Annotated in this window: 12 protein-coding genes; 5 read left to right on the top strand and 7 right to left on the bottom strand. The window is 42.2% G+C overall.

All coding sequences use genetic code 11. The features are described from left to right. Positions 1 to 329: 329 nt before the first annotated feature. Both glgP and RM368_RS18415 read right to left on the bottom strand, forming a co-directional pair. Positions 330 to 2,894 (bottom strand): alpha-glucan family phosphorylase, encoded by a 2,565-nt coding sequence (glgP, locus tag RM368_RS18420; RefSeq protein ID WP_322695397.1) that lies wholly within the window; start codon positions 2,892 to 2,894, stop codon positions 330 to 332. 661 nt (positions 2,895 to 3,555) lie between these two features. Then, the gene (locus tag RM368_RS18415; RefSeq protein ID WP_322695396.1) at positions 3,556 to 3,879 is read right to left on the bottom strand and encodes a hypothetical protein; all 324 of its coding nucleotides are present in this window, start codon (positions 3,877 to 3,879) and stop codon (positions 3,556 to 3,558) included. Between the two features lie 598 nt (positions 3,880 to 4,477). Here RM368_RS18415 and RM368_RS18410 point away from each other — a divergent pair. From RM368_RS18410 to RM368_RS18395, 4 genes are all read left to right on the top strand, one after another. Then, the gene (locus RM368_RS18410; protein WP_174707946.1) at positions 4,478 to 4,615 is read left to right on the top strand and encodes a hypothetical protein; all 138 of its coding nucleotides are present in this window, start codon (positions 4,478 to 4,480) and stop codon (positions 4,613 to 4,615) included. Positions 4,616 to 5,272: 657 nt separating this feature from the next. Then, positions 5,273 to 5,974, top strand: a complete 702-nt coding sequence (locus tag RM368_RS18405; protein WP_322695395.1) for an acyltransferase — start codon at positions 5,273 to 5,275, stop codon at positions 5,972 to 5,974. Between the two features lie 445 nt (positions 5,975 to 6,419). After that, entirely contained in the window at positions 6,420 to 6,536 is a 117-nt protein-coding gene (locus RM368_RS18400; protein ID WP_041566417.1) for a photosystem II reaction center protein I, read from the top strand. Between the two features lie 196 nt (positions 6,537 to 6,732). Beyond that, on the top strand, positions 6,733 to 9,618 hold the full coding sequence (locus RM368_RS18395) for a DUF3769 domain-containing protein (protein WP_322695394.1): 2,886 nt from the start codon (positions 6,733 to 6,735) through the stop codon (positions 9,616 to 9,618). An 8-nt stretch (positions 9,619 to 9,626) separates the two neighbouring features. On the opposite strand, the gene RM368_RS18390 is transcribed toward RM368_RS18395, so the two are convergent. The 3 genes from RM368_RS18390 to murJ form a co-directional block, all read right to left on the bottom strand. After that, positions 9,627 to 9,908 carry a hypothetical protein gene (locus RM368_RS18390; RefSeq protein ID WP_322695393.1) on the bottom strand — a complete coding sequence of 94 codons (282 nt, stop codon included), beginning with the start codon at positions 9,906 to 9,908 and terminating at the stop codon, positions 9,627 to 9,629. Between the two features lie 209 nt (positions 9,909 to 10,117). Beyond that, complete coding sequence (locus RM368_RS18385) at positions 10,118 to 10,639, bottom strand: outer membrane beta-barrel protein (protein ID WP_322695392.1); 522 nt, start codon at positions 10,637 to 10,639, stop codon at positions 10,118 to 10,120. Between the two features lie 324 nt (positions 10,640 to 10,963). Next, positions 10,964 to 12,568, bottom strand: a complete 1,605-nt coding sequence (gene murJ / locus RM368_RS18380) for a murein biosynthesis integral membrane protein MurJ (RefSeq protein ID WP_322695391.1) — start codon at positions 12,566 to 12,568, stop codon at positions 10,964 to 10,966. 888 nt (positions 12,569 to 13,456) lie between these two features. On the opposite strand from murJ, the gene RM368_RS18375 reads away from it, so the two are divergent. After that, positions 13,457 to 16,474 (top strand): GAF domain-containing protein, encoded by a 3,018-nt coding sequence (locus RM368_RS18375; protein ID WP_322695390.1) that lies wholly within the window; start codon positions 13,457 to 13,459, stop codon positions 16,472 to 16,474. 290 nt (positions 16,475 to 16,764) lie between these two features. Here RM368_RS18375 and RM368_RS18370 read toward each other — a convergent pair whose 3' ends face one another. Together RM368_RS18370 and RM368_RS18365 are read right to left on the bottom strand one after the other, a co-directional pair. Then, positions 16,765 to 17,271 carry a pentapeptide repeat-containing protein gene (locus RM368_RS18370; protein WP_322695389.1) on the bottom strand — a complete coding sequence of 169 codons (507 nt, stop codon included), beginning with the start codon at positions 17,269 to 17,271 and terminating at the stop codon, positions 16,765 to 16,767. Positions 17,272 to 17,383: 112 nt separating this feature from the next. Next, positions 17,384 to 18,904 carry an LCP family protein gene (locus RM368_RS18365; protein ID WP_322695388.1) on the bottom strand — a complete coding sequence of 507 codons (1,521 nt, stop codon included), beginning with the start codon at positions 18,902 to 18,904 and terminating at the stop codon, positions 17,384 to 17,386. Between the last annotated feature and the right edge of the window lie 100 nt (positions 18,905 to 19,004).

The raw sequence follows: 19,004 nt of genomic DNA, 5'->3' as shown, positions 1-19,004 counted from the left end.
CTAAGCATTAATAAAGCGATTTGAGGTAATTCTTGCACCCGTCGAGTTAGTAGCCGGACAATGAGCCATCGCTCTGCCTCAACTCGTCACTCTTCCTTAATTTCTCGATAAACTCTCGTTTCCTTAAGCGTTATTCCTAACATCTGTTCTACTCTCGACGTATTTGGATTTTGGATTGTCAATCGCTTTGTATATCCGGGTTCTGTAAATCAATCTGTCGCAATCATTTTTCAAATTGGTATCATACTTTTCTAATTGTCTTATAAAAGGCGTTGCTAAACTTAATCAGCAACGCCTAATTTTGATTATTCAAAAATTAATCAGCACTCTTATTCTGCCCAAGCAATTAACCTTGGTTCATAAGCATTAGCCAGATTTTTATTTTTCGGCAATACACGCAAAGACAAACCTTGTAAACCAGAAGCGGTATAGATGATATTACCAGTGTAAATACTCAATTGCTGTCCATCTTCGCCTTGGTAATCCATCACTACTGGCACAGCGTTGACAATCTCACCATTGGCATCGATCGCACCTTGATATAATTCCACCTGCACATCATTATTGGTCAAAGTTGCTAAGTCAACCTTGGCTTTGACAGCAACGGTTTGGTTAACTTCAATGTCTGAAGCTGCCGATACGTCAACATCTTTGATTCTAATGTTGAACCAATGTTCGCTGAGTTTTTCTTTCCAAGCGGCTAGTTCTTTCGCTGGAGCATAGTTATCAACAGTCAGGGTATGATAGCGATCGCTAGCTGGGAAATAAGCCCTTTGAGCATATTCTCCGACCATCCGCGCTGTATTAAAGAAGGGACAATTCAACCGAATTGCATCCTTCATTTTGGCAACCCACGGACGGGGCAAACCATCAGTATCCCGATGTTCATAAAATAACGGTACAACTTCCTTCTCTAACAATTCGTAGAGAGCATTTGCTTCTACTTCATCTTGATAGTTGGGATCGTCGTAATTCTCTCCATGTCCAATCGCCCAGCCTGTGCGGACGTAATCAGCTTCATCCCACCAACCATCTAGCACACTTAAATTTGGCAAGCCATTCATTGCGGCTTTCATGCCACTAGTACCAGAGGCTTCCCGTGGACGACGCGGTGTGTTCAACCAAATATCGCAACCCGCAACCATCAACCGGGAGATGTGAATGTCGTAATTGGGAACAAACACTACCTGTTTTTCTAAATGCTGTTCGCGGATAAAGTGATTGATCTCGCGGATCAGTTCTTTACCGGGGATATCTTTAGGATGTGCTTTACCAGCAATCACAAATTGCACTTTCCGGTCTTTGTTAGCCAGCAGAAGCCGCTTAATGCGATCCAGATCGCGCATCCAGAGGGTGGCGCGTTTGTAGGTGGCAAAGCGACGAGCAAAGCCAATGGTAAAAGCGTAAGGGTCTAAAACTTCTTGTGCTTGGGAAATTTCGGAGGCGGAAGCGCCGCGATCGGTCAAATGCTTAACTAAATGCTCCCGCACATACAAAATCATATCTAAACGGCAGCGTTCGTGATTGCGCCACAATTCCTCATCGGGTATGGCGTCCATCCGATCCCACAATGGGCTATCTGGTGGTGCTGATGACCAATTTGGGCCGAGGTAGCGATCGTACAATTCTTGAGTCGATTTCGCCACACAACTCCGAGCATGGACTCCATTGGTAATTGCAGCGATCGGCACTTCCTCCACTGGCACTTTCTGCCACAAGCCTTGGAACATTTGCCGCGACACCACACCATGCAGTTGGGCGACACCGTTAGAAAATGTTGCCATTTTCAGTGCCAGCACCGCCATACTAAAAGGCCCGGATAAATCGCCTGTATTCTCGCGCCCCAGTCCTAAAAATTGCTCTTTGGGCAACCCAAATATCTCTGCATAATACCCCAGGTAGTACAACATTTTTTCGGGAGCAAACAAGTCAATCCCTGCTGGTACTGGCGTGTGGGTAGTAAAAATATTACTGGAAGCTACCACCTGTCTAGCTTGGGCATAATTCAGCCTCTCTTCCTGAATCAGCAAGCGGATGCGTTCTAGAGCAGAGAAGGCGGCGTGACCTTCATTCATGTGGTATGCGGTGACTTTCAACCCCAAAGCTTTGAGCATTTGCACGCCACCGATCCCCAGCATAATTTCCTGGTGAATACGCATATCGATGTCGCCACCGTACAGCTGATCTGTGATGTCGTGGTCGTAAGTGTTGTTCGGTTCAATGTTAGTGTCCATCAAATACAAGGGAACCGTTCCCACCTGTACGCGCCAAACTCTGGCATACACCTTGCGTCCTGGATAATCTACCGCAATCCGTAGTTCAGAACCATCGGCATTGCGCTCTAGATGCAAGGGCATATTATAGAAATCGTTGAGCAGATAGCGTTCTTGCTGCCAGCCATCAGCATTAAGATACTGGGCAAAGTAGCCTTGCTGATACAGCAAACCTACACCGACAAGCGGTAGCCCCAAGTCACTGGCAGATTTGAGGTGATCCCCTGCCAGAACGCCCAAGCCTCCAGAATAGACGGGCAAACAATCTACAAGTCCAAATTCCGCCGAAAAATAGGCATAGCATTCTTTGGGTTTCTGTTCCCGTTGTTTCTGATACCAAGTGCGCTCTTGCAAATAATCGTCTAACTGACGGTCAGATCGATCCATTTGCGCTAAAAAGCCTTCATCTTCGACAACTTCCAGAAGCCGCGATTGAGAGATAGTACCTAACATTAACACTGGGTTGTGATGGCTAGACTCCCATAGGTCGGAGTCTAAGCGACGAAATAAATCTTTAGTATCAACGTTCCAATCCCAGTGCAAGTTATATGCCAGCCGCCGTAATGGTTCGAGTCGCGGCGGTAGTGAAGGGGATACGTTAAATGTGCGAATTGGCTGCATAGGTTGGCAAAACTCCAAGTTTAGCTATGGTTATTGTTTACTCTCTTTACCAATGTTGCCAATTCTTTATACTGTAGTTTGTGAAAAAGCGATGACTTTGTTAAGCATTGAGAATTATTTTTAACCTCGTTGCTAAAGTTTACACCAAGGTGTTTCTAATTCTATGCCTTACTCTGAGCCATGTACTTGGTATATTAAAATTTAATCATTGGCTGGTATGTATGACTGAAAAAAATTTAGTTTTGAAGAAATAATTTATATTTATTTTAGTATTGCTTCCGGGGATCAATTTGAGAGTCTTAGCTGAGGGCAAAAATACTCCATAGCTGTGTCCGGTAAGATGAAATTTTTTAATTATTTTTTAATAAAATTGCGCTGTCAATGAAGGCAGTCCCGATGAAAGGAGTTTCAAAAGCCTTGCATAAAAATCTTCTCAAGACTGGGATTTTTACTCAACACGGGCTAAATGCCCCGCTTTTGCTAACAGCACTCAGCATTCTCAAGCCAGGAAGCAGAAGGGAAACTCCATAAATAATCGGATGAAAGCCCTACCAAGCAGTTAATCAAGAAAAGCGATGCCTGGAGTGGGCTACACTTATGCTAACTACTTGGTATGAAATATTTGTACTAAATCAGGAAGATAACTTATAAAGGTGTTATTTTATGCACCTAGTGAAGGCTGATCTTTAGTATTTTTTGTCATTGTCAGAGCTACGGCTGCTGCATAAGCGAGTTCTGCTGCCATTTGATAAGCAAGTTTGATACTTGATGAAGTGTCCTTGGCTTTAGGAGATAGGGAAGCTTTTTTTCGGCGCGACTCAAGTTTTACATCACCTGCTGCGATCGCTCGCTGTAAAACGATCCAGGCATCTAGGTCTTCTGAGTCATAATTACCTTGAAGCTGCGATCGCAGTTGATCTTCGTCTACAACACTCAAAAAGCCGATAGTTAGAGCTTCTTGTACAATTTCTTTAATTAAAGCCATAATTTGAACCAACTGTGTGAGTTAAAACCGATACCTCAATTTGGGAAGTTAGATGTTTTTTTGCAGATTTATCCTCGAAAATAAGCTACTTTTAGCTTTCTTATAATAAAATTTATAATGAGTAGTACCTAGCACGCATCACCCGCTTGGCTCACCCGAATGGGTGATTTACAAATTTTTAGATACAAGTAATAGCGAAGAGAAAAGTTTTCAGCTACTTTGGCTTTTTAACGAAGTGAGTGTCACAAGTATAGTAAATATCATTCTGAGTTTAACGCCCAATTATAAAATAGTAACGATAACAATATAGACCAAAATGCCAATAACTACTTACAGCATTTTTTAATCTCCCTCCTTAATGGATGCTATCTAAGTGTATAAAAATATTTTAGAGTAGCGTAGGCTTTGCCTGCCGTAGGAATCGTTTTAGTAAAAAAGTTAACTTATTTACAGTATTATCATCAACAATAAATCTGGAAATCAACTTATTTCAGAAGAGTGTCCCACTAAAAATAAAATGTGCTATTGTTAAAAACAATTGTTATTAAAAACCATTCATGTCATTACAAACGTGAATTGGCTAGTCTGTAAATCATCCGTGTGCAACATGATTGGAGCAGCATACTCTAGAAATTCGTTGCAAGAAAGCCGTCATAGCAGTCGGGGAAGCGCTTACTTGTTTGCACCGATGGTTAACTTCAATGTGATGGCTGATGTGGGAGATAATCCACCCTAATTGGATTTTATTTGGGCATAAATACCCAGAAAAATCCAACAATAATTACATTGTTATGCTAGGCATAAATTTTATTTAAACTTTGAATATAGTCTAGTTAAATGTATTTTTTGTTGCAAAATAGTTTGTGAAACTGAATTGTTTCAAAAAACTAAAACCGCTTGAGAGTAAATAGCCTCAAGACAAACAACACTATCCCTATTTGCTTTAGGAGTGCTGTTAGCGGTAGCAAGCTTTTCAAATTTGCCAGAGAACCAAAACAGTAGTCTATCTAAACCAGCAAATTTTCCTCAGACAATTTAGAGTCTAAGTTTTGACACAGCAATGCACTGAAATTGTTTTGTTAATTGATTTTGTGAAACATAAGCCAAAATTTTACGTGCATATAGTACAAAATCTGCTAGCGACTTAATGCAATTGTGCATATTACTTGAGTAATTCTACATATCTAACCTCAATAATTGCTCGCATAGTCAAAGCCAGACTCTGGTTTTTCAATGTAAAACCATCTAAAAATCTTGGGAAATTTTGGTGAGATTGCCACCTTAGCTCATGTATTAATACACACAGAGTCTATTGGTATTGGTAGAAGATTAGAATACAGCCAAAACAACTTTAAACACTGTCAACAACAATTGATTAACGAGATATGTAGCCATGCAGAACGAGCAATATTTTTCTAAATTGCAGCGCGTGCAAGAACTTTTAGTAACTACAGTGTTAGGAGATATTCCAACACTTCTTCTCGGCCCAAAGTTGCGTAATTTAGGATATCGTAGTATTTTTGCCGAGATAGACAGCCCAGTATATATTCAAAATGGTGTTGAATTTAACGGTACTTCTTGTATTGAGATCGGTGCAGGAGTCTATATTTTCAAGGGTGTGCGGATGGATGCGAGAGGACATAAAAATAATAGAATTCATCTAGGAAATAGAGTCGCGATTGAACGTAACGTTGATATTGGGTCTTTAGAAGATACGTATATACATATTGATGAAGACACCTTCATTGCTCCTAACGTGTGTATTGAGGGGCCAGGAGACATTAAAATTGGTAAACACTGCATGATTGCTGCCCATTCAGGGATATATGCCAATAATCATAATTTTGCCGATCCGATGGAGTTGATTAAATACCAAGGTGTTACTCGCAAGGGAATTGTGATTGAGGATGATTGTTGGCTAGGACATGGAGTAACAGTATTAGATGGCGTTACTATTGGCAAAGGCAGTGTTATTGGTGCAGGAGCAGTTGTTAATAAAGATATTCCTGCTTTTTCCGTTGCTGTTGGCACACCTGCACGAGTAATCAAAAACCGAATTGGCAAAGATATAGCAAAGCTTCAAGTTGAGAAATAGGGCATAGGGTATAAGAGGGAGAGAGGCAAGGGGAGCAGGGGAGCAGGGGGCAGGGGGCAGGGGAGATGAGGGGACAAAGGGATAAACAAAACTCCTAACTCTTAACTCATTACTCATTACTCATTACTCATTACTCAGCACTGCTGAAAGGCATGGGGAATAGTAACTATCCCCTGTAACCTGTTGCCTTTTTTGGGAAACCTTTGCCATCAGTCAACGTCACAAGGGTAAACGCCTCTGAGTTATCTTTCTTAAGGGCATCTACAAGTCAGACAACTGACATCTTGTACATTATCAATAACCGTAGGCTAGACATTCCTAGTCTTGAGTCCCCAGAGTCCTCTAAAAAAGGGACGAGATTTGGGTAATATAAAGTAGCTATCTTTTCTGCATTGCAGATACTGAAAGAAAAGCTTTCTTTGTTTTACCCGTTGGAGATATTTCTATGCTGACTTTAAAAATCGCTGTTTATATTGTTGTTGCCTTCTTTGTAACTATCTTCATCTTCGGATTTTTGTCGAACGATCCGGCTCGTAACCCCGGCCGTCGGGACTTAGAGTAAAAGGGCGATAAATTATCCGCGACTTTGGAAGGCGGAAAATACTAAACGCCACGGAAACTTACTAAGCGAAAATTTAGTAAGTTTCTTTCTCCAAGTAGCTTGCTGTAGGTAGCAGAAGGCGACAGTCGGAAGGCAAAATGTATGTTTATCCTTCCCTTTGTCATTTGGCTGTTTGTTAGCCCGATTTTGCTCACTTATGCTTCATCCAGTTCTGCCACCTAATCCGCCTCCTATCGTTGAATCTTTACAACCTGTAAATCCCGCCTCATCTGCTAGTCATACAAAGTTTCTTTCAGGTGTAGATACTGGAACACACGAAAACACAGACAAATCCAAGCAGCCCAAGAATTTGGCTCAGTTGGCAATTTCGGGTAACACTAAGAGCGATCTTTTATTGTCAACTCCGATCGACTCAACTCAAGATCGCTTGGTAGTAGCTGAAACTTCTTCTGTACCTCATTCACCAGAAACCTTTCCACCAGAAAGTTCCCCACTCCCTGGTTCTGCAACTGCTGGGCTTTTGGGGCAGCCGCTGGTTGTTGGTTATCCCACGCAAGAGGTTACAACCTCTAATCGCCAAGTTAAAAAAGACACAAAGGCAAGTCCGAGCGTCGAACCCCGCCACTCGGAACTTCTGATGTCGGCACTGCGCAAACGGGAGATGCAAAGAAAAGTCGAAGCGGAGGCTTCAGACCAAAATGCAAAAGATAAGCCTTCTCAAAAACTCAGTCAGCGATGTCTGACGACAAGCCGCTTTGCGTCTACGCTAAATCTAAACTCTAATGGTGGAGCAAAACCAACCTTTTTGGACTCTTCTAGCTTTAGCTATAAAGTTTCTCCAAGTCCCCTTGTCGCCCAATCTTTGCTCCCTCCTCAAATCGCCCCAACTGTCACCAACAGCAACAAGTTAGACAAATCCAAAGCAGAAATTTTAGCTGAGAAGTTAACTCAACAAAAACAGCAACGCGATATTACTGCACAACAGTCTCTAAAAAAAGACAATATCTCTGTATCTGCTGCCGATCTTGCACCGAGTTCTCAATCAGTACAAAATCTTATAACATTTAAGTCTCGTAACCCGACAAACCAACTCTCAGCGCCGATAACTGTAGAATTTAAGTCCCCATTCCAGTCACAAGCTCAAGTACCAACGCCTACACCACAAGTAAATACCACTCAGCCACAAGCTCAACCATCTGGTACAACTGCGCCAGCTACCACACCGCCAGCCGGGCCAAGAACTGTAGAAGTCACTTCAGATCGGCAAGAGTATGACGAGAAACAGCGAATTATTACAGCTGTAGGTAATGTAGTTGTGCGATTTGATGGGGCAGTAGTGGATGCCGATCGCTTGCAAGTTAATTTGGACAACTTGATCGCTGCGGGTGAAGGCAACGTCACCTTAACACGGGGCGATCAGATACTGCGCGGACAACGCTTTACCTATAACTTTGTTCAAGATCGTGGAGAACTGGAAAATGGTAGAGGAGAAATTTACGTACCCTCAGCCCAAACAGATTTTGCTTTTTCACCCACAGCTATAAGTGCTGGTGGAGTTTCAAGACTTCCGCCTAGCGATCGCATTCGAGCCGATCAGCCCCTTTCCGGTGTGAGTAGCCCTGGAGGAATTAATGTGACATTTGGTGGTCAGTCAGATGCTAGCAACATCCCGCGATCGAAAACAGGGGGTGTAGTCAATCGGCTTAGGTTTGAAGCTGAACAAATTGATTTTTATCCGCAAGGCTGGCAAGCAAGCAATGTCCGCATCACCAACGATCCTTTTTCGCCCCCGGAATTAGAATTACGCGCAGATAAAGTAACTTTGACGCGAGAATCACCTTTGGTAGACCGCATCAGGACACAGCGACAGCGTTTGGTATTAGATCAAAAAGTCTCCTTACCAATTCCGTTGAATGAGCGTACTATTGACCGCCGAGAGCGGGACGCTTCACCTGCAATAGTCTCCCCCGGCTACGATGGAGAAGATCGGGGTGGTTTGTATATTGAGCGTGGCTTTCCACTAATCGATACTGAGCAAACACGCTGGACGATAACGCCCCAGTTATTATTACAGAGAGGTGTGCAAGAAGGGGTGGGTGACTTAGGCTCACTGTTTGCTGTGAAGACCAAGATAAATTCTGTTTTGAGTCCACGGACGATAATTCAGGGAAATGGGGAATTAACTAGTTTTAACTTGAATGACGTGGAAGATAATTTGCGGGTGAATTTAGGATTGCGTCAGATATTAGGCACTTCTCTTCCCCACACATTGAATGTGCAATATAACTACCGCAATCGTCTCTACAACGGTACTTTGGGTTTTCAAACTGTCCAGAGCAGTTTTGGCGGCATTATTACCTCTCCGGTGATTCCTTTAGGAAAAAGTGGCATCAACCTCAACTACCAGGCAAGTGCCCAGTATATTGATGCCAACACCGATCGCCCAGACTTGCTAGAACCAGTGCGGGAAAACAATCGCATTTCACTTGGTCGTTTACAAGCCAGTGCGACTCTCAGTAGAGGGCTGTTGCTGTGGCAGGGAAAACCATTACCACCCACTGCCAGTGAGGGGTTACGATACACCGCTACTCCTGTAGTTCCTTACTTGCTAGCGATCGCTAGCCTCACAGGCACTACTAGTTATTACACCAATGGTGATAACCAAAGTACTCTAACTAGTACAATTGGCTTACAAGGGCAAATTGGCCATTTTTCCCGACCTTTTTTCGACTATACCGCCTTTAATATCAGTTACTCTCAAGGCTTAAATAGCGGATTATCACCCTTTTTGTTTGACCGCTCCGTTGATAACAAAGTATTGACCGCTGGAATATCACAGCAAATCTACGGCCCTTTTCGCTTAGGCTTTCAAACATCTGTTAACTTGGATACTGGTAAGGAAACTAGCACCGACTACATCTTGGAATATAGCCGTCGCACCTATGGCATCACCTTACGTTACAATCCGGTGTTGGAGTTAGGCGGCATCAGCTTCCGAATCAGTGACTTTAACTGGGGTGGCGGCACCGATCCATTTTCGGAAGTTAAGCCAGTAGTGAACGGCGTGCAACAGGATAATTAGTCTAAGGACTAGGGAAGATTTGACAGGCGATCGATCTCACAATTAGTTAATGCCGCGCCAGGTATTCTCAAGCTGGCATAGTCGCCGCTTAGTTGAACGTGTGATGGTGGTTGATGTAGGGTAACACAGCATCTATGAACTGCGGCTTGGTATTCTCGCCATTGTCTACGGATTGCAATACTTGCAGCATCGTTACCTAAGTCGGAAAATTTTAGCCCCGCTCGCATCAGCCAAGATTCTACGTCAGTTGTTTCACCAACTATTTCTGGAATGGGATTAATCTTTTTCATGAGTAATATCTTATACGTGTATTCTCAATTACTCATTTCACTTTAAAAGAAACTATCAATACTAGCCAATATCATTTTTTATTAAAATCATCAATAAAAATTATTCATACCTGAATAGAATACTCAGGTATGAAAGAATGAATTACGATTACGGCTGGTAAACAGCATTGCTTTAGCTTATGAATAGGCCGTTTTCTAGCTCGTAATTACTAGAAGCGATAGCCTAATCCGGCTTGGAAGCTGACAGCATCAGCATCACTATTTCTGTAGGCGTCAATACCCCATTTAGTATCGCCATAGGCAATGACATTTTTGCTAACTTCTGATTCAACACCAAGGGTAATTACAGGTGAATTCCGATTGCCCAATGGAGTTTTTTGACCTTCGTCAGTTACAAAGGAATAACCACCACCGAAGTAAACGTTAGTATTTTTGGCGATGGGCGCATCATAAGTCACTATGGGCATAATTGCAGCAGCATCACCACCATACAACACAGAACCCCGCAGTGAAACAGGTGCATTGGGTACGGCGTATCGTCCTTGAATATTACCACCAATTTGTGCTTCATCGTTTCCTTGTCCGCCACTGGTTGCACCAACAGCGACACCAGCACCGATGTAATTACCGTTAGTACCGTTAGTAACTGCTGTTTGAGCAGATGCAATGCCGGCTGAGAGGACAATGGAAGCAGCAGCAAAGAAAGAGGCAGCTAATTTTGTCAGTTTCATAAAGTTATTCTCACTAGAGTTAGGTAAAATCAATGTTCTCTAGTACTAGAATCTCTTTTTTTACAAAATGTAACCTCACGCACCTGGTTCACCCAAGTGGCTGAATTATTTCTCACCCACTTGGGTGTAACAACTGAAATATTTAATTGAAGAATTCAGGAGTCAGAATTCAGGAGTCAGAATTCAGGATTCAAAACAAGAAAGTGGAAGATTCAGATCCACCACCCTCTTGTCTTTATGCTGTCTTATCCGCTTTCTCTGGCTCCAAGTTCATGCTGAATTCTGATTCCTGACTCCTGAACCTGAATTCTATTTAGATAACAGTTATTTCTTCAAAAAGCGCTGACGTAGACGAGAGATAAAAATATTTATCTCTGGTATTTTCAGCCAGGAAGCGATCGCAGCAAACACCGCAATTCCCACGAAACCAGATATACATAATTGCAACACCAAAATCAGTAAACCCGTTTTACCCAACAATTCCTGAGAACCAACCAAAGCTCCATAGCTTGCTACCCCAGCAACTAAGCTACCGCCAGCCAAACCCAGAATCGGCAAACTCCACTCGCGCCAAGGTAAACCATTGAGTTTGCGATCGAGCAACCATAACAGCATTAACATTGAGCTACAATTTACACCCACCGTTGCTAATACCAAACCGGGAGCGCCAAAAGGTTTAACGAAAAACCAATCTAATACAATGTTGAGCAAGATGTTAAAAATACTGATGCGAAAAGGTGTCTGTCCATCACCCAAGGCATAGAATACCCGCACCAAAACATCACGCCCCAAATAGACAAACATCCCAATTCCGTAAGCGACTAGCAAAGATGAAACTAGCTGTGTGGCTTCTGGCTTGAAAGCACCGCGCTCGTATACCACCTGTACAATGGGTACTGATAGCGATACCATCAGTGCCCCTAGCGGTAACATGGTAAAAGCAGTAAGTAGAAGTCCTTGGCGAATCCGTAATTTTAAATCTGGCCAATTTTCGGGGCTAGATAGTTTGGCAAATATCGGTAATAAAGGCAGTAAAATGATATTAGAAATAATCCCTAAGGGAGTTTGGACTAATAGATTGGCATAGTTAAATCCTGCCGCCGCACCAGGGATAGGACTAGCAAAATAAAGGTCAGTGGCAACATTAATTGGCATCATTCCAGAGGAAATTGTTGCCGGAGTCATAATTTTGATAACTTCTTGAACGCCTGGGGATTTAAAATCAAACCGCAGGCGTAATGTGCCTAATCCTAATCGCCATTGAACAATTAGCTGCACCACCCACTGGAGAATTGCTCCTGCCAAGGTTCCCCAAGCTAAGACCATTCCCCCGATTAAAGCGAACTCCGGTTTAATAATGTTTTTGCCCAGTTGCATCGCCAAGATCGCAATACCGCCAACAACGGTAATACTGGATAACAAAGGGCTAATGGAGAGTAACCAATATTGATTGGCTGTATTGAGAGTACCAAAGCCAATGCCAATTAAACCGGCAAATAAAGCCATCGGGGCCATAATGCGGAGTTGTTGAATAGCGATCGCTCTGGTTGTTTCTTCCAAACCATGACCGACTAAATCAACGATCGCATCCGCAAATAGAACTTGAGCCGCTGTCACCAGCAACAGCAATCCAGCTACCAGCGTTGTCACGGTTTCCACTAAAGGAGCCGCTTCTTCTCGCCGACGCTTGGCTAAAACGCTGACGAGGGCACTGTGTAATGGCCCATTTACGCCACCGAGTAAAATCAATAGAAAGCCAGGAATAATATAGGCATAACTATAGGCGGTAGCAGCAGCACCAACACCAAATGCGGCAGCGATCGCTTGCTGCCGCACCAAACCGAAGACTTTACTAATTAATGTGGCTGCGGCAACAATGCCAGCAATTCCAGCGAAAGAACGAGAGGGTTTTTGATCTTGTTGTGTCACGAATAATACCCGACAACTCTAGCAGAGTGCATACTTTAAAACATTTAACCTGAAATTTTGCAGTCTGTCAGGTAAATTTTGACCAATTAGTAATTTTATAGCTGTAGTCACATAGGTTAGGATAGTGTTGATTGCTCAAAGCCATGAAGCAACTGGGTCTATACTCAGCACCGGCTAAACGCCTTGCTGACGCTAACAGCACTCAAAACTTAGCACTTTGCTATAAATGCCTACGCCAACGGCAAAGGCAAAGCGATATCTACGGTAAATGCTCGCCTACGCTCAAAATTAAATTCCTGAATTGCTATAATACAGCGAATTACAAGTTAGTTAGATCGCGATTTCAAAGGGGTCAGACCGATTTTCTGATTTGCCCCGACAACACTAACTTAGTGACAGCCCTGCTTAAGTTTGTAGTGAATATACTCAAAGAAACTTTGCGCTCCTCTGTGTTTCAAATAAACCCTCAATTGACGACGAATTTACACAATTGTGTACTTAGTTATCTCCTCTATTGTGTACAAGCCAAAATTATTTTTTAATCCATTACAAGGATAGATCGAGAAAGGGGAACTATAACAATAACCATCTTCTGGGAAATAGTTGAACTAGGGATTGGGGATTGGAGACTAGAGACTGGATATCGGGCGAGATTTGAATCCCAAACAAATCTTACTCATATTTTATTTCCTAGTACCCAGTACTCAGTCCCAAAGCGCCCATTCGTCCCTATCCCAACAAGTTGCTATCCATCTGAAATTGGTGAATCCTGGACGCGGCCAGTTGAAGACTGTAAAACTTTGCAGTTTGTCATATTTTTGACACTTGTTAACCCCATGAAGTTTGGTGTGAGGAACCCTTGTATAAAAAACAAAATAATCCAGAGCAATGGAACCCAATTCAAATTTCACAGAAAATCAACTTCTTTTATCAAGCGCTCAACTTCAAGAGCAACTAGAGCAACAAAAAGCTCTGGCGAGTGTCATTGTCCGAATTCGGGAATCTCTTGACTTAGAAACAATTTTTCAAACGACTGTTAAACAAGTGCGTCAGTTACTAAATGCCGACCGAGTAGCAGTCTTGCAATTCGACCGCGAACAAAACTGGCAGGGAGAATTTGTTTCTGAAGATGTTGCAACTGGCTGGAACTCAGCAATGGCAATAAAAGTTTATGACCACTGCTTTGGAGAACAATTTGCTTCTAGTTATCAACAAGGTAGAGTGCAAGCAGTAGCAGATATTTACAATGCGGGACTGAGTGATTGTCATCTGGAAATTTTAAGCAAATTTCAGGTGCAGGCCAACCTCGTTGTCCCTCTATCGCGGAAGAAGGAACTGTGGGGATTGCTTTGCATTCATCAGTGCAGTGAGACTCGTGAATGGAAAGAATCAGAAATTGAGTTTATTCGTCAAATTGCTGACCATCTTATTGTTGCGATTCAACAAGCAAAGCATCTTCATGAAGTCAAATTGCAAGCAACAAAATTGGTTCAAGCAGTTCAGCGTGACCAAGTAATAGCTAAAATTGTCGATGAAATTCGCTCACCCCTTGATATTGAAATTATCTTTAAAACCACAACTCAAGAAATACGCAAGCTGTTGCAAGCTGACCGAGTTGCCATCTTTAGCTTCAATCCCGATTGGAGTGGTAACTTTGTTGCTGAATCATTTGCTGAAGGTTGGACTCCTTTAGTTGGTCTTCTGCCTGCGATCGCTGATAGTTATTTACAACAGACGCAAGGCGGGCGTTACGTTAACAACCAGACTTTTATAGTTAATGATATTTACCAAGCGGGATTAACAAACTGCCATGTAACTCTGTTGGAACAATTTCAGGCAAAAGCGTTTGCAACTGCCCCGATTCTCCAAGGAGATCAACTTTGGGGAATCATCGCTGCCTATCAAAATGCTTCACCCAGAGAGTGGCAATCTTATGAAGTCGAATCACTGAGCAAAATCGGCACACAAATTGGTGTCGCAGTGCGACACCATAAGTTGCTGGCATACGCTCAGTACCAAGCAGAGCAACAAAAAACATTAACTAGTGTAATTACTCGAATTCGAGAGTCTCTAGATTTAGATACAATCTTCCAAACTACTGTCACTGAGGCTCGGCAAATGCTGCAAGCAGACCGAGTGGCAGTCTTTCGTTTTGACCCGCAAAAAGATTGGGAAGGAGAATTTATTTCTGAGGATTTTGTGCCTGAGTGTAACTCGGTAATGGCAGAAAAAGTTTATGACTATTGTTTTGGTGAAAACTTTGCACCTCTTTATGCTCAAGGTCGAGTAAATGCGATCGCTGATATTTATCAAGGAAAGTTCCCCGGTTGCTACGTCCAAATCCTAGAAAAATTTCAAGTACGGGCAAATATGGTCGCACCTCTATTGAAAAAAGGTGAACTTTGGGGATTGCTGTGTATTCACCAATGTACTGCTCCTCGCTACTGGCAACCTTCTGAGATTGAATTTGCTAGTCAAATCGCCGAGCAATTAGGAGTTGCATTAAAACAGGATTCTTATTTAAAGCAAGTTCAAATGCAGGTTGTCCAGTTAGCAGAAGCCACTGAACGCGAAAAAGCAATGGAACGTCAAGAACTACTGGCTGCAACTATTGATAAAATCCGCCAGTCACTCGATATTAAAACTATTTTTAGAACTACTACTCACGCTGTGCGAGAGTTACTCGAAGTTGAGCGAATTGCAATCTACCGTTTCAACCCGGATTGGAGCGGTAAATTTGTAGCAGATTCCTTTAAAGATGGTTGGAAACCAGTTGCACAAACCCAACCAACGATTATAGAAACTTTTGAAGATACAGACGACGATAACGAACTTCCGCGTAACGAAACCTTTGTGCCGATTCGCGAAGGTGAAAAATTATGGGGATTATTAGTTGCTTATCAAAATTCGCAACCACGTTATTGGAAAGAAGAGGAAATTAATTTACTGGCTCAAGTTGGGGTGCAATTAGGAATTGCGATTCAGCAAGCAGAATTACTCGAACAAACTAAACGTCAAACCTTAGAACTTACTCAGACTTTGCAAGAATTAAAACAAACTCAGACCAGGTTAATTCAGGGTGAAAAAATGGCAGGATTAGGACAACTACTTGCTGGAGTTGCCCATGAAATCAACAATCCTATCAGTTTTATTTTTGGCAATCTTATTCATTTAAATGAATATACTCAAGAACTGCTCAAGGTAGTGAATCTTTACCGTCAACACTCTTCAATATTGCCAACTATCCAAGAGCAAATCAACAAGAGTGATTTGGACTTTATCATCGAAGATTTACCGAAAACCCTTGAGTCTATGAAAGTAGGAACAGAGCGGATTTGTGATATTGTGCTATCACTGCGAAACTTCTCTCGTACAGATGAGGCTGAATTAAAGCCAGTAGATATTCATGAAGGGTTGGATAGTACTTTGTTAATTTTAGGGCATCGCCTCAAAAATAATAACGATCGCCCAGCAATTGAGATTGTTAAACAATATGATAGTTTACCTTTGCTCGAATGCTATCCTGCGCAATTAAATCAAGTGTTTATGAATCTTTTAAGTAACAGTATTGATGCATTAGAGGAAAAGTTTAACACTATACAGCAAAGGTATTTGAAATTATTACAAACGTGTCCGAGAATACCTTTGACTATCTGGATTAATACGCAAGTCATTAATAACCAGGTTGTAATCAGAATAGCTGATAATGGTCTGGGGATTCCAGAAGAGGTGCGATCGCATATATTCGATCCCTTCTTCACTACCAAAGCACCAGGTAAAGGTACGGGGTTAGGATTGTCTATTAGCCATCAAATAGTAGTTGAGAAACATCATGGTCAGATGAAATGTTCCTCTAAACCAGGAGAAGGAACAGAGTTTTTAATTGAAATTCCTATTGATAATTAGAAACTACTGATTTTTGACAATTTTACTCAATTTTAATAGGGGAGCCAGGATCGGTAGAGGTTTCCTCCGTTCCCCCGAAGGCATCATAACAAACTAATGCACCAACCTTTGAATCAATATAATAATTTATTTTATTTAGAGTTTAGGATCATTTTTTTGGATGCGATCGCACAGTTAATGTTGATAAATTAGCAGAATTAGTATAAACAGCTACTAATTTGAAGTTAGAAAACTTTTAATCATCTTTTTCGCAAAAATGTCTCTGTTTTTATGCTCAACGCGGAGATTTTTTACCTACAACCCAAACTATCTCGCGTTGACACACCCGTAACTGGATTTATGCCATCGGCTCTTTCACACAGCAGCGAGACTTGATAACGGTCAATTAAAGCATCGCTAAAATCAGCACCAGTGACATCAGCATTATAAAAGCGGCTACGGGTCAAAGTAGCTTCAGTAAAGATGGCATTTTTCAGGTTAGCACCATCCATAGTGGCGCGATCGACTAAAGCGCCGCTTAAGTTCGCATCTTCCAAATTTGCCTTTAATAAAACTCCTTTAGTCAGAATTGCGTTGGTTAAATTCGCTCCTTCAAAATTTGTCCCCCGCATTTCTGCTGCCACAAAAGTCACCCCTGCCAAATCAGTATGAGAAAAGTCACGATTTTCTAAATTTATATTGTTGTAATTAATTGTGTTTATCTGAGCAAAAGCCGGTTTGGGATTAAGTATTATCCACCCAAAGGCTAGTAGTAAAATCACAATCAAACCCAAAAAGCGCAGTAAAATCTTTTTCATAACTTTATTATTTTTCAGTAGTCCGTTGTCATTAGTCCTTTGTCCTTTGTTAGTTAACAATGACTAATGACTAATGACTAATGACTAATGACTAATGACCAATGACTCTTAGCTATTTCCAATCTTTGCCAATGCGGATTGTCAGATCGGATTCTAAATCACCAATCGCCGCTACCTCGATTTGACCCAAGCCTAAGACTTTTTGCAAATCAACCCCAACTCGTCGATTGCCTTTTTGGACAATAATCTGAGTTTGACGTTGAGTATCCGGCCAATCAGGCACTTTGTAAATATTATTAAAGCCTTTCTGTTTAAGATAAGCAATAACTTTTTCAGTTAGCTGAGGTTGATTAGAGGCATTTTGAATAGCAATTTTGAGGTTAGGAACCTGACGCATATCTGGCTTTAGACCAGGTACATTTACCCCAACATAATCATTCAACAGGCTCTGTTGTCCAGTCATATTCAGCCAATAGCTATCGGGGTCTTTGCTAAAGCGGCTAAAGGTACCTGGCAACACAGTCATTTGGAAATTATCCCGATCTAGGTTAAGTCCGAAATTGACCAACGCCATCATTTCTTCCATCTTCAGGTTGGTATCAAAATATTTTCGCATTAAGCGAGTTAATTGAGGCAACCTGGGTAAGATGGTGGGACTATTTAAGCGTTGCAGCAAGGCTGCTGTTAGTGCTTGCTGACGCTGCACTCTCGGTAAATCTCCCAAACCTGGTTCGCGGAATCGGGCAAACTGTTCTGCTTGTTCGCCATTCAGGGTTTGCCAGCCACTGACTAAATTAATCGACAGCCGACTGCTGGAGTCTTTATATTCCATTGATTGGGGAACAAAGACTTCTACTCCGCCTAATTGATCGACTAACTGCCGTAAGCCGCTAGTAGAAATACGGATGTAACGATCGATTGGGGCATTATTTAAGGTACGGCTAACTACCCGTGCTGCTAAGACTGGGCCGCCTTTGGCATTGGCATCAGATACCTTAGTTAATCCCTTTTCTCCCTTTTCGGGGATGGCGATCATTGTATCTCTAGGAATGGAAAGCACTCTTACAGATTTTTCACTAGGATTAAGTCGTACCAGCAGCATGGAGTCGCTTTTCCCGGCAAAGCTTTCTGGTGAACCATCAACGGTACCGCTGACTGGTTCAATCCCCATGATTAAAATATTCATCGGACGTGAAAGCTTGTACTGGGAGAGTTTACCCCATAACTCCCCTGGTAATGGGATTTTTACTTCGTCTTTAGCAGCAGTTCCTAAATCGTCATCTGTTCGATCTAGATTGCTCCATAAAGGAGTCCACAGCGCTAACGTTGACACCAGCAGCCCAGATAAGATGATGCCAATGACAACCGTCATAAACCATAACAGCCATCGAGGCATGGTTAAGCCCAGTCTCTCAGAAAGCTGATTGGGAAACGCGCCCACAGATTCGATGACACTACGGTTCGGATTTGCTGGCTGGTTTAGTTCGACCTGCCCCTCCTCTAAGTCGGCTACTGGTGCTGGCGCTATTTGATTTTCTGTCCGTTGAATTTGCGACGATCCCACGTCACTTTCAAACTCTACTACTTGCTGAGACGTAACCGGATTTTCCGACCATTCGACTTGTTTTATCACAATTATCTCCCCACTCAACCACTCCCTAAAAGTATGTTAATCCAAGCTACAAATATTGCCAGTGGAAAAGCTCACTGTAAACTTGTAATGTTCTTCGGTA

Origin of the sequence: Nostoc sp. DedSLP03, assembly GCF_034530815.1 — a bacterium.
Lineage (GTDB): Bacteria > Cyanobacteriota > Cyanobacteriia > Cyanobacteriales > Nostocaceae > Nostoc.
Note: the sequence above shows the minus strand (reverse complement) of the source record. Positions and strands in the feature narration are given on the sequence as shown.

Bases quoted from the DNA above. Each gene is read 5' to 3' on its own strand.
- glgP (WP_322695397.1), bottom strand. From the start codon at position 2,894: ATGCAGCCAATTCGCACATTTAACGTATCCCCTTCACTACCGCCGCGA.
- RM368_RS18415 (WP_322695396.1), bottom strand. From the start codon at position 3,879: ATGGCTTTAATTAAAGAAATTGTACAAGAAGCTCTAACTATCGGCTTT.
- RM368_RS18405 (WP_322695395.1), top strand. From the start codon at position 5,273: ATGCAGAACGAGCAATATTTTTCTAAATTGCAGCGCGTGCAAGAACTT.
- RM368_RS18400 (WP_041566417.1), top strand. From the start codon at position 6,420: ATGCTGACTTTAAAAATCGCTGTTTATATTGTTGTTGCCTTCTTTGTA.
- RM368_RS18395 (WP_322695394.1), top strand. From the start codon at position 6,733: ATGCTTCATCCAGTTCTGCCACCTAATCCGCCTCCTATCGTTGAATCT.
- RM368_RS18390 (WP_322695393.1), bottom strand. From the start codon at position 9,908: ATGAAAAAGATTAATCCCATTCCAGAAATAGTTGGTGAAACAACTGAC.
- RM368_RS18385 (WP_322695392.1), bottom strand. From the start codon at position 10,639: ATGAAACTGACAAAATTAGCTGCCTCTTTCTTTGCTGCTGCTTCCATT.
- RM368_RS18375 (WP_322695390.1), top strand. From the start codon at position 13,457: ATGGAACCCAATTCAAATTTCACAGAAAATCAACTTCTTTTATCAAGC.
- RM368_RS18370 (WP_322695389.1), bottom strand. From the start codon at position 17,271: ATGAAAAAGATTTTACTGCGCTTTTTGGGTTTGATTGTGATTTTACTA.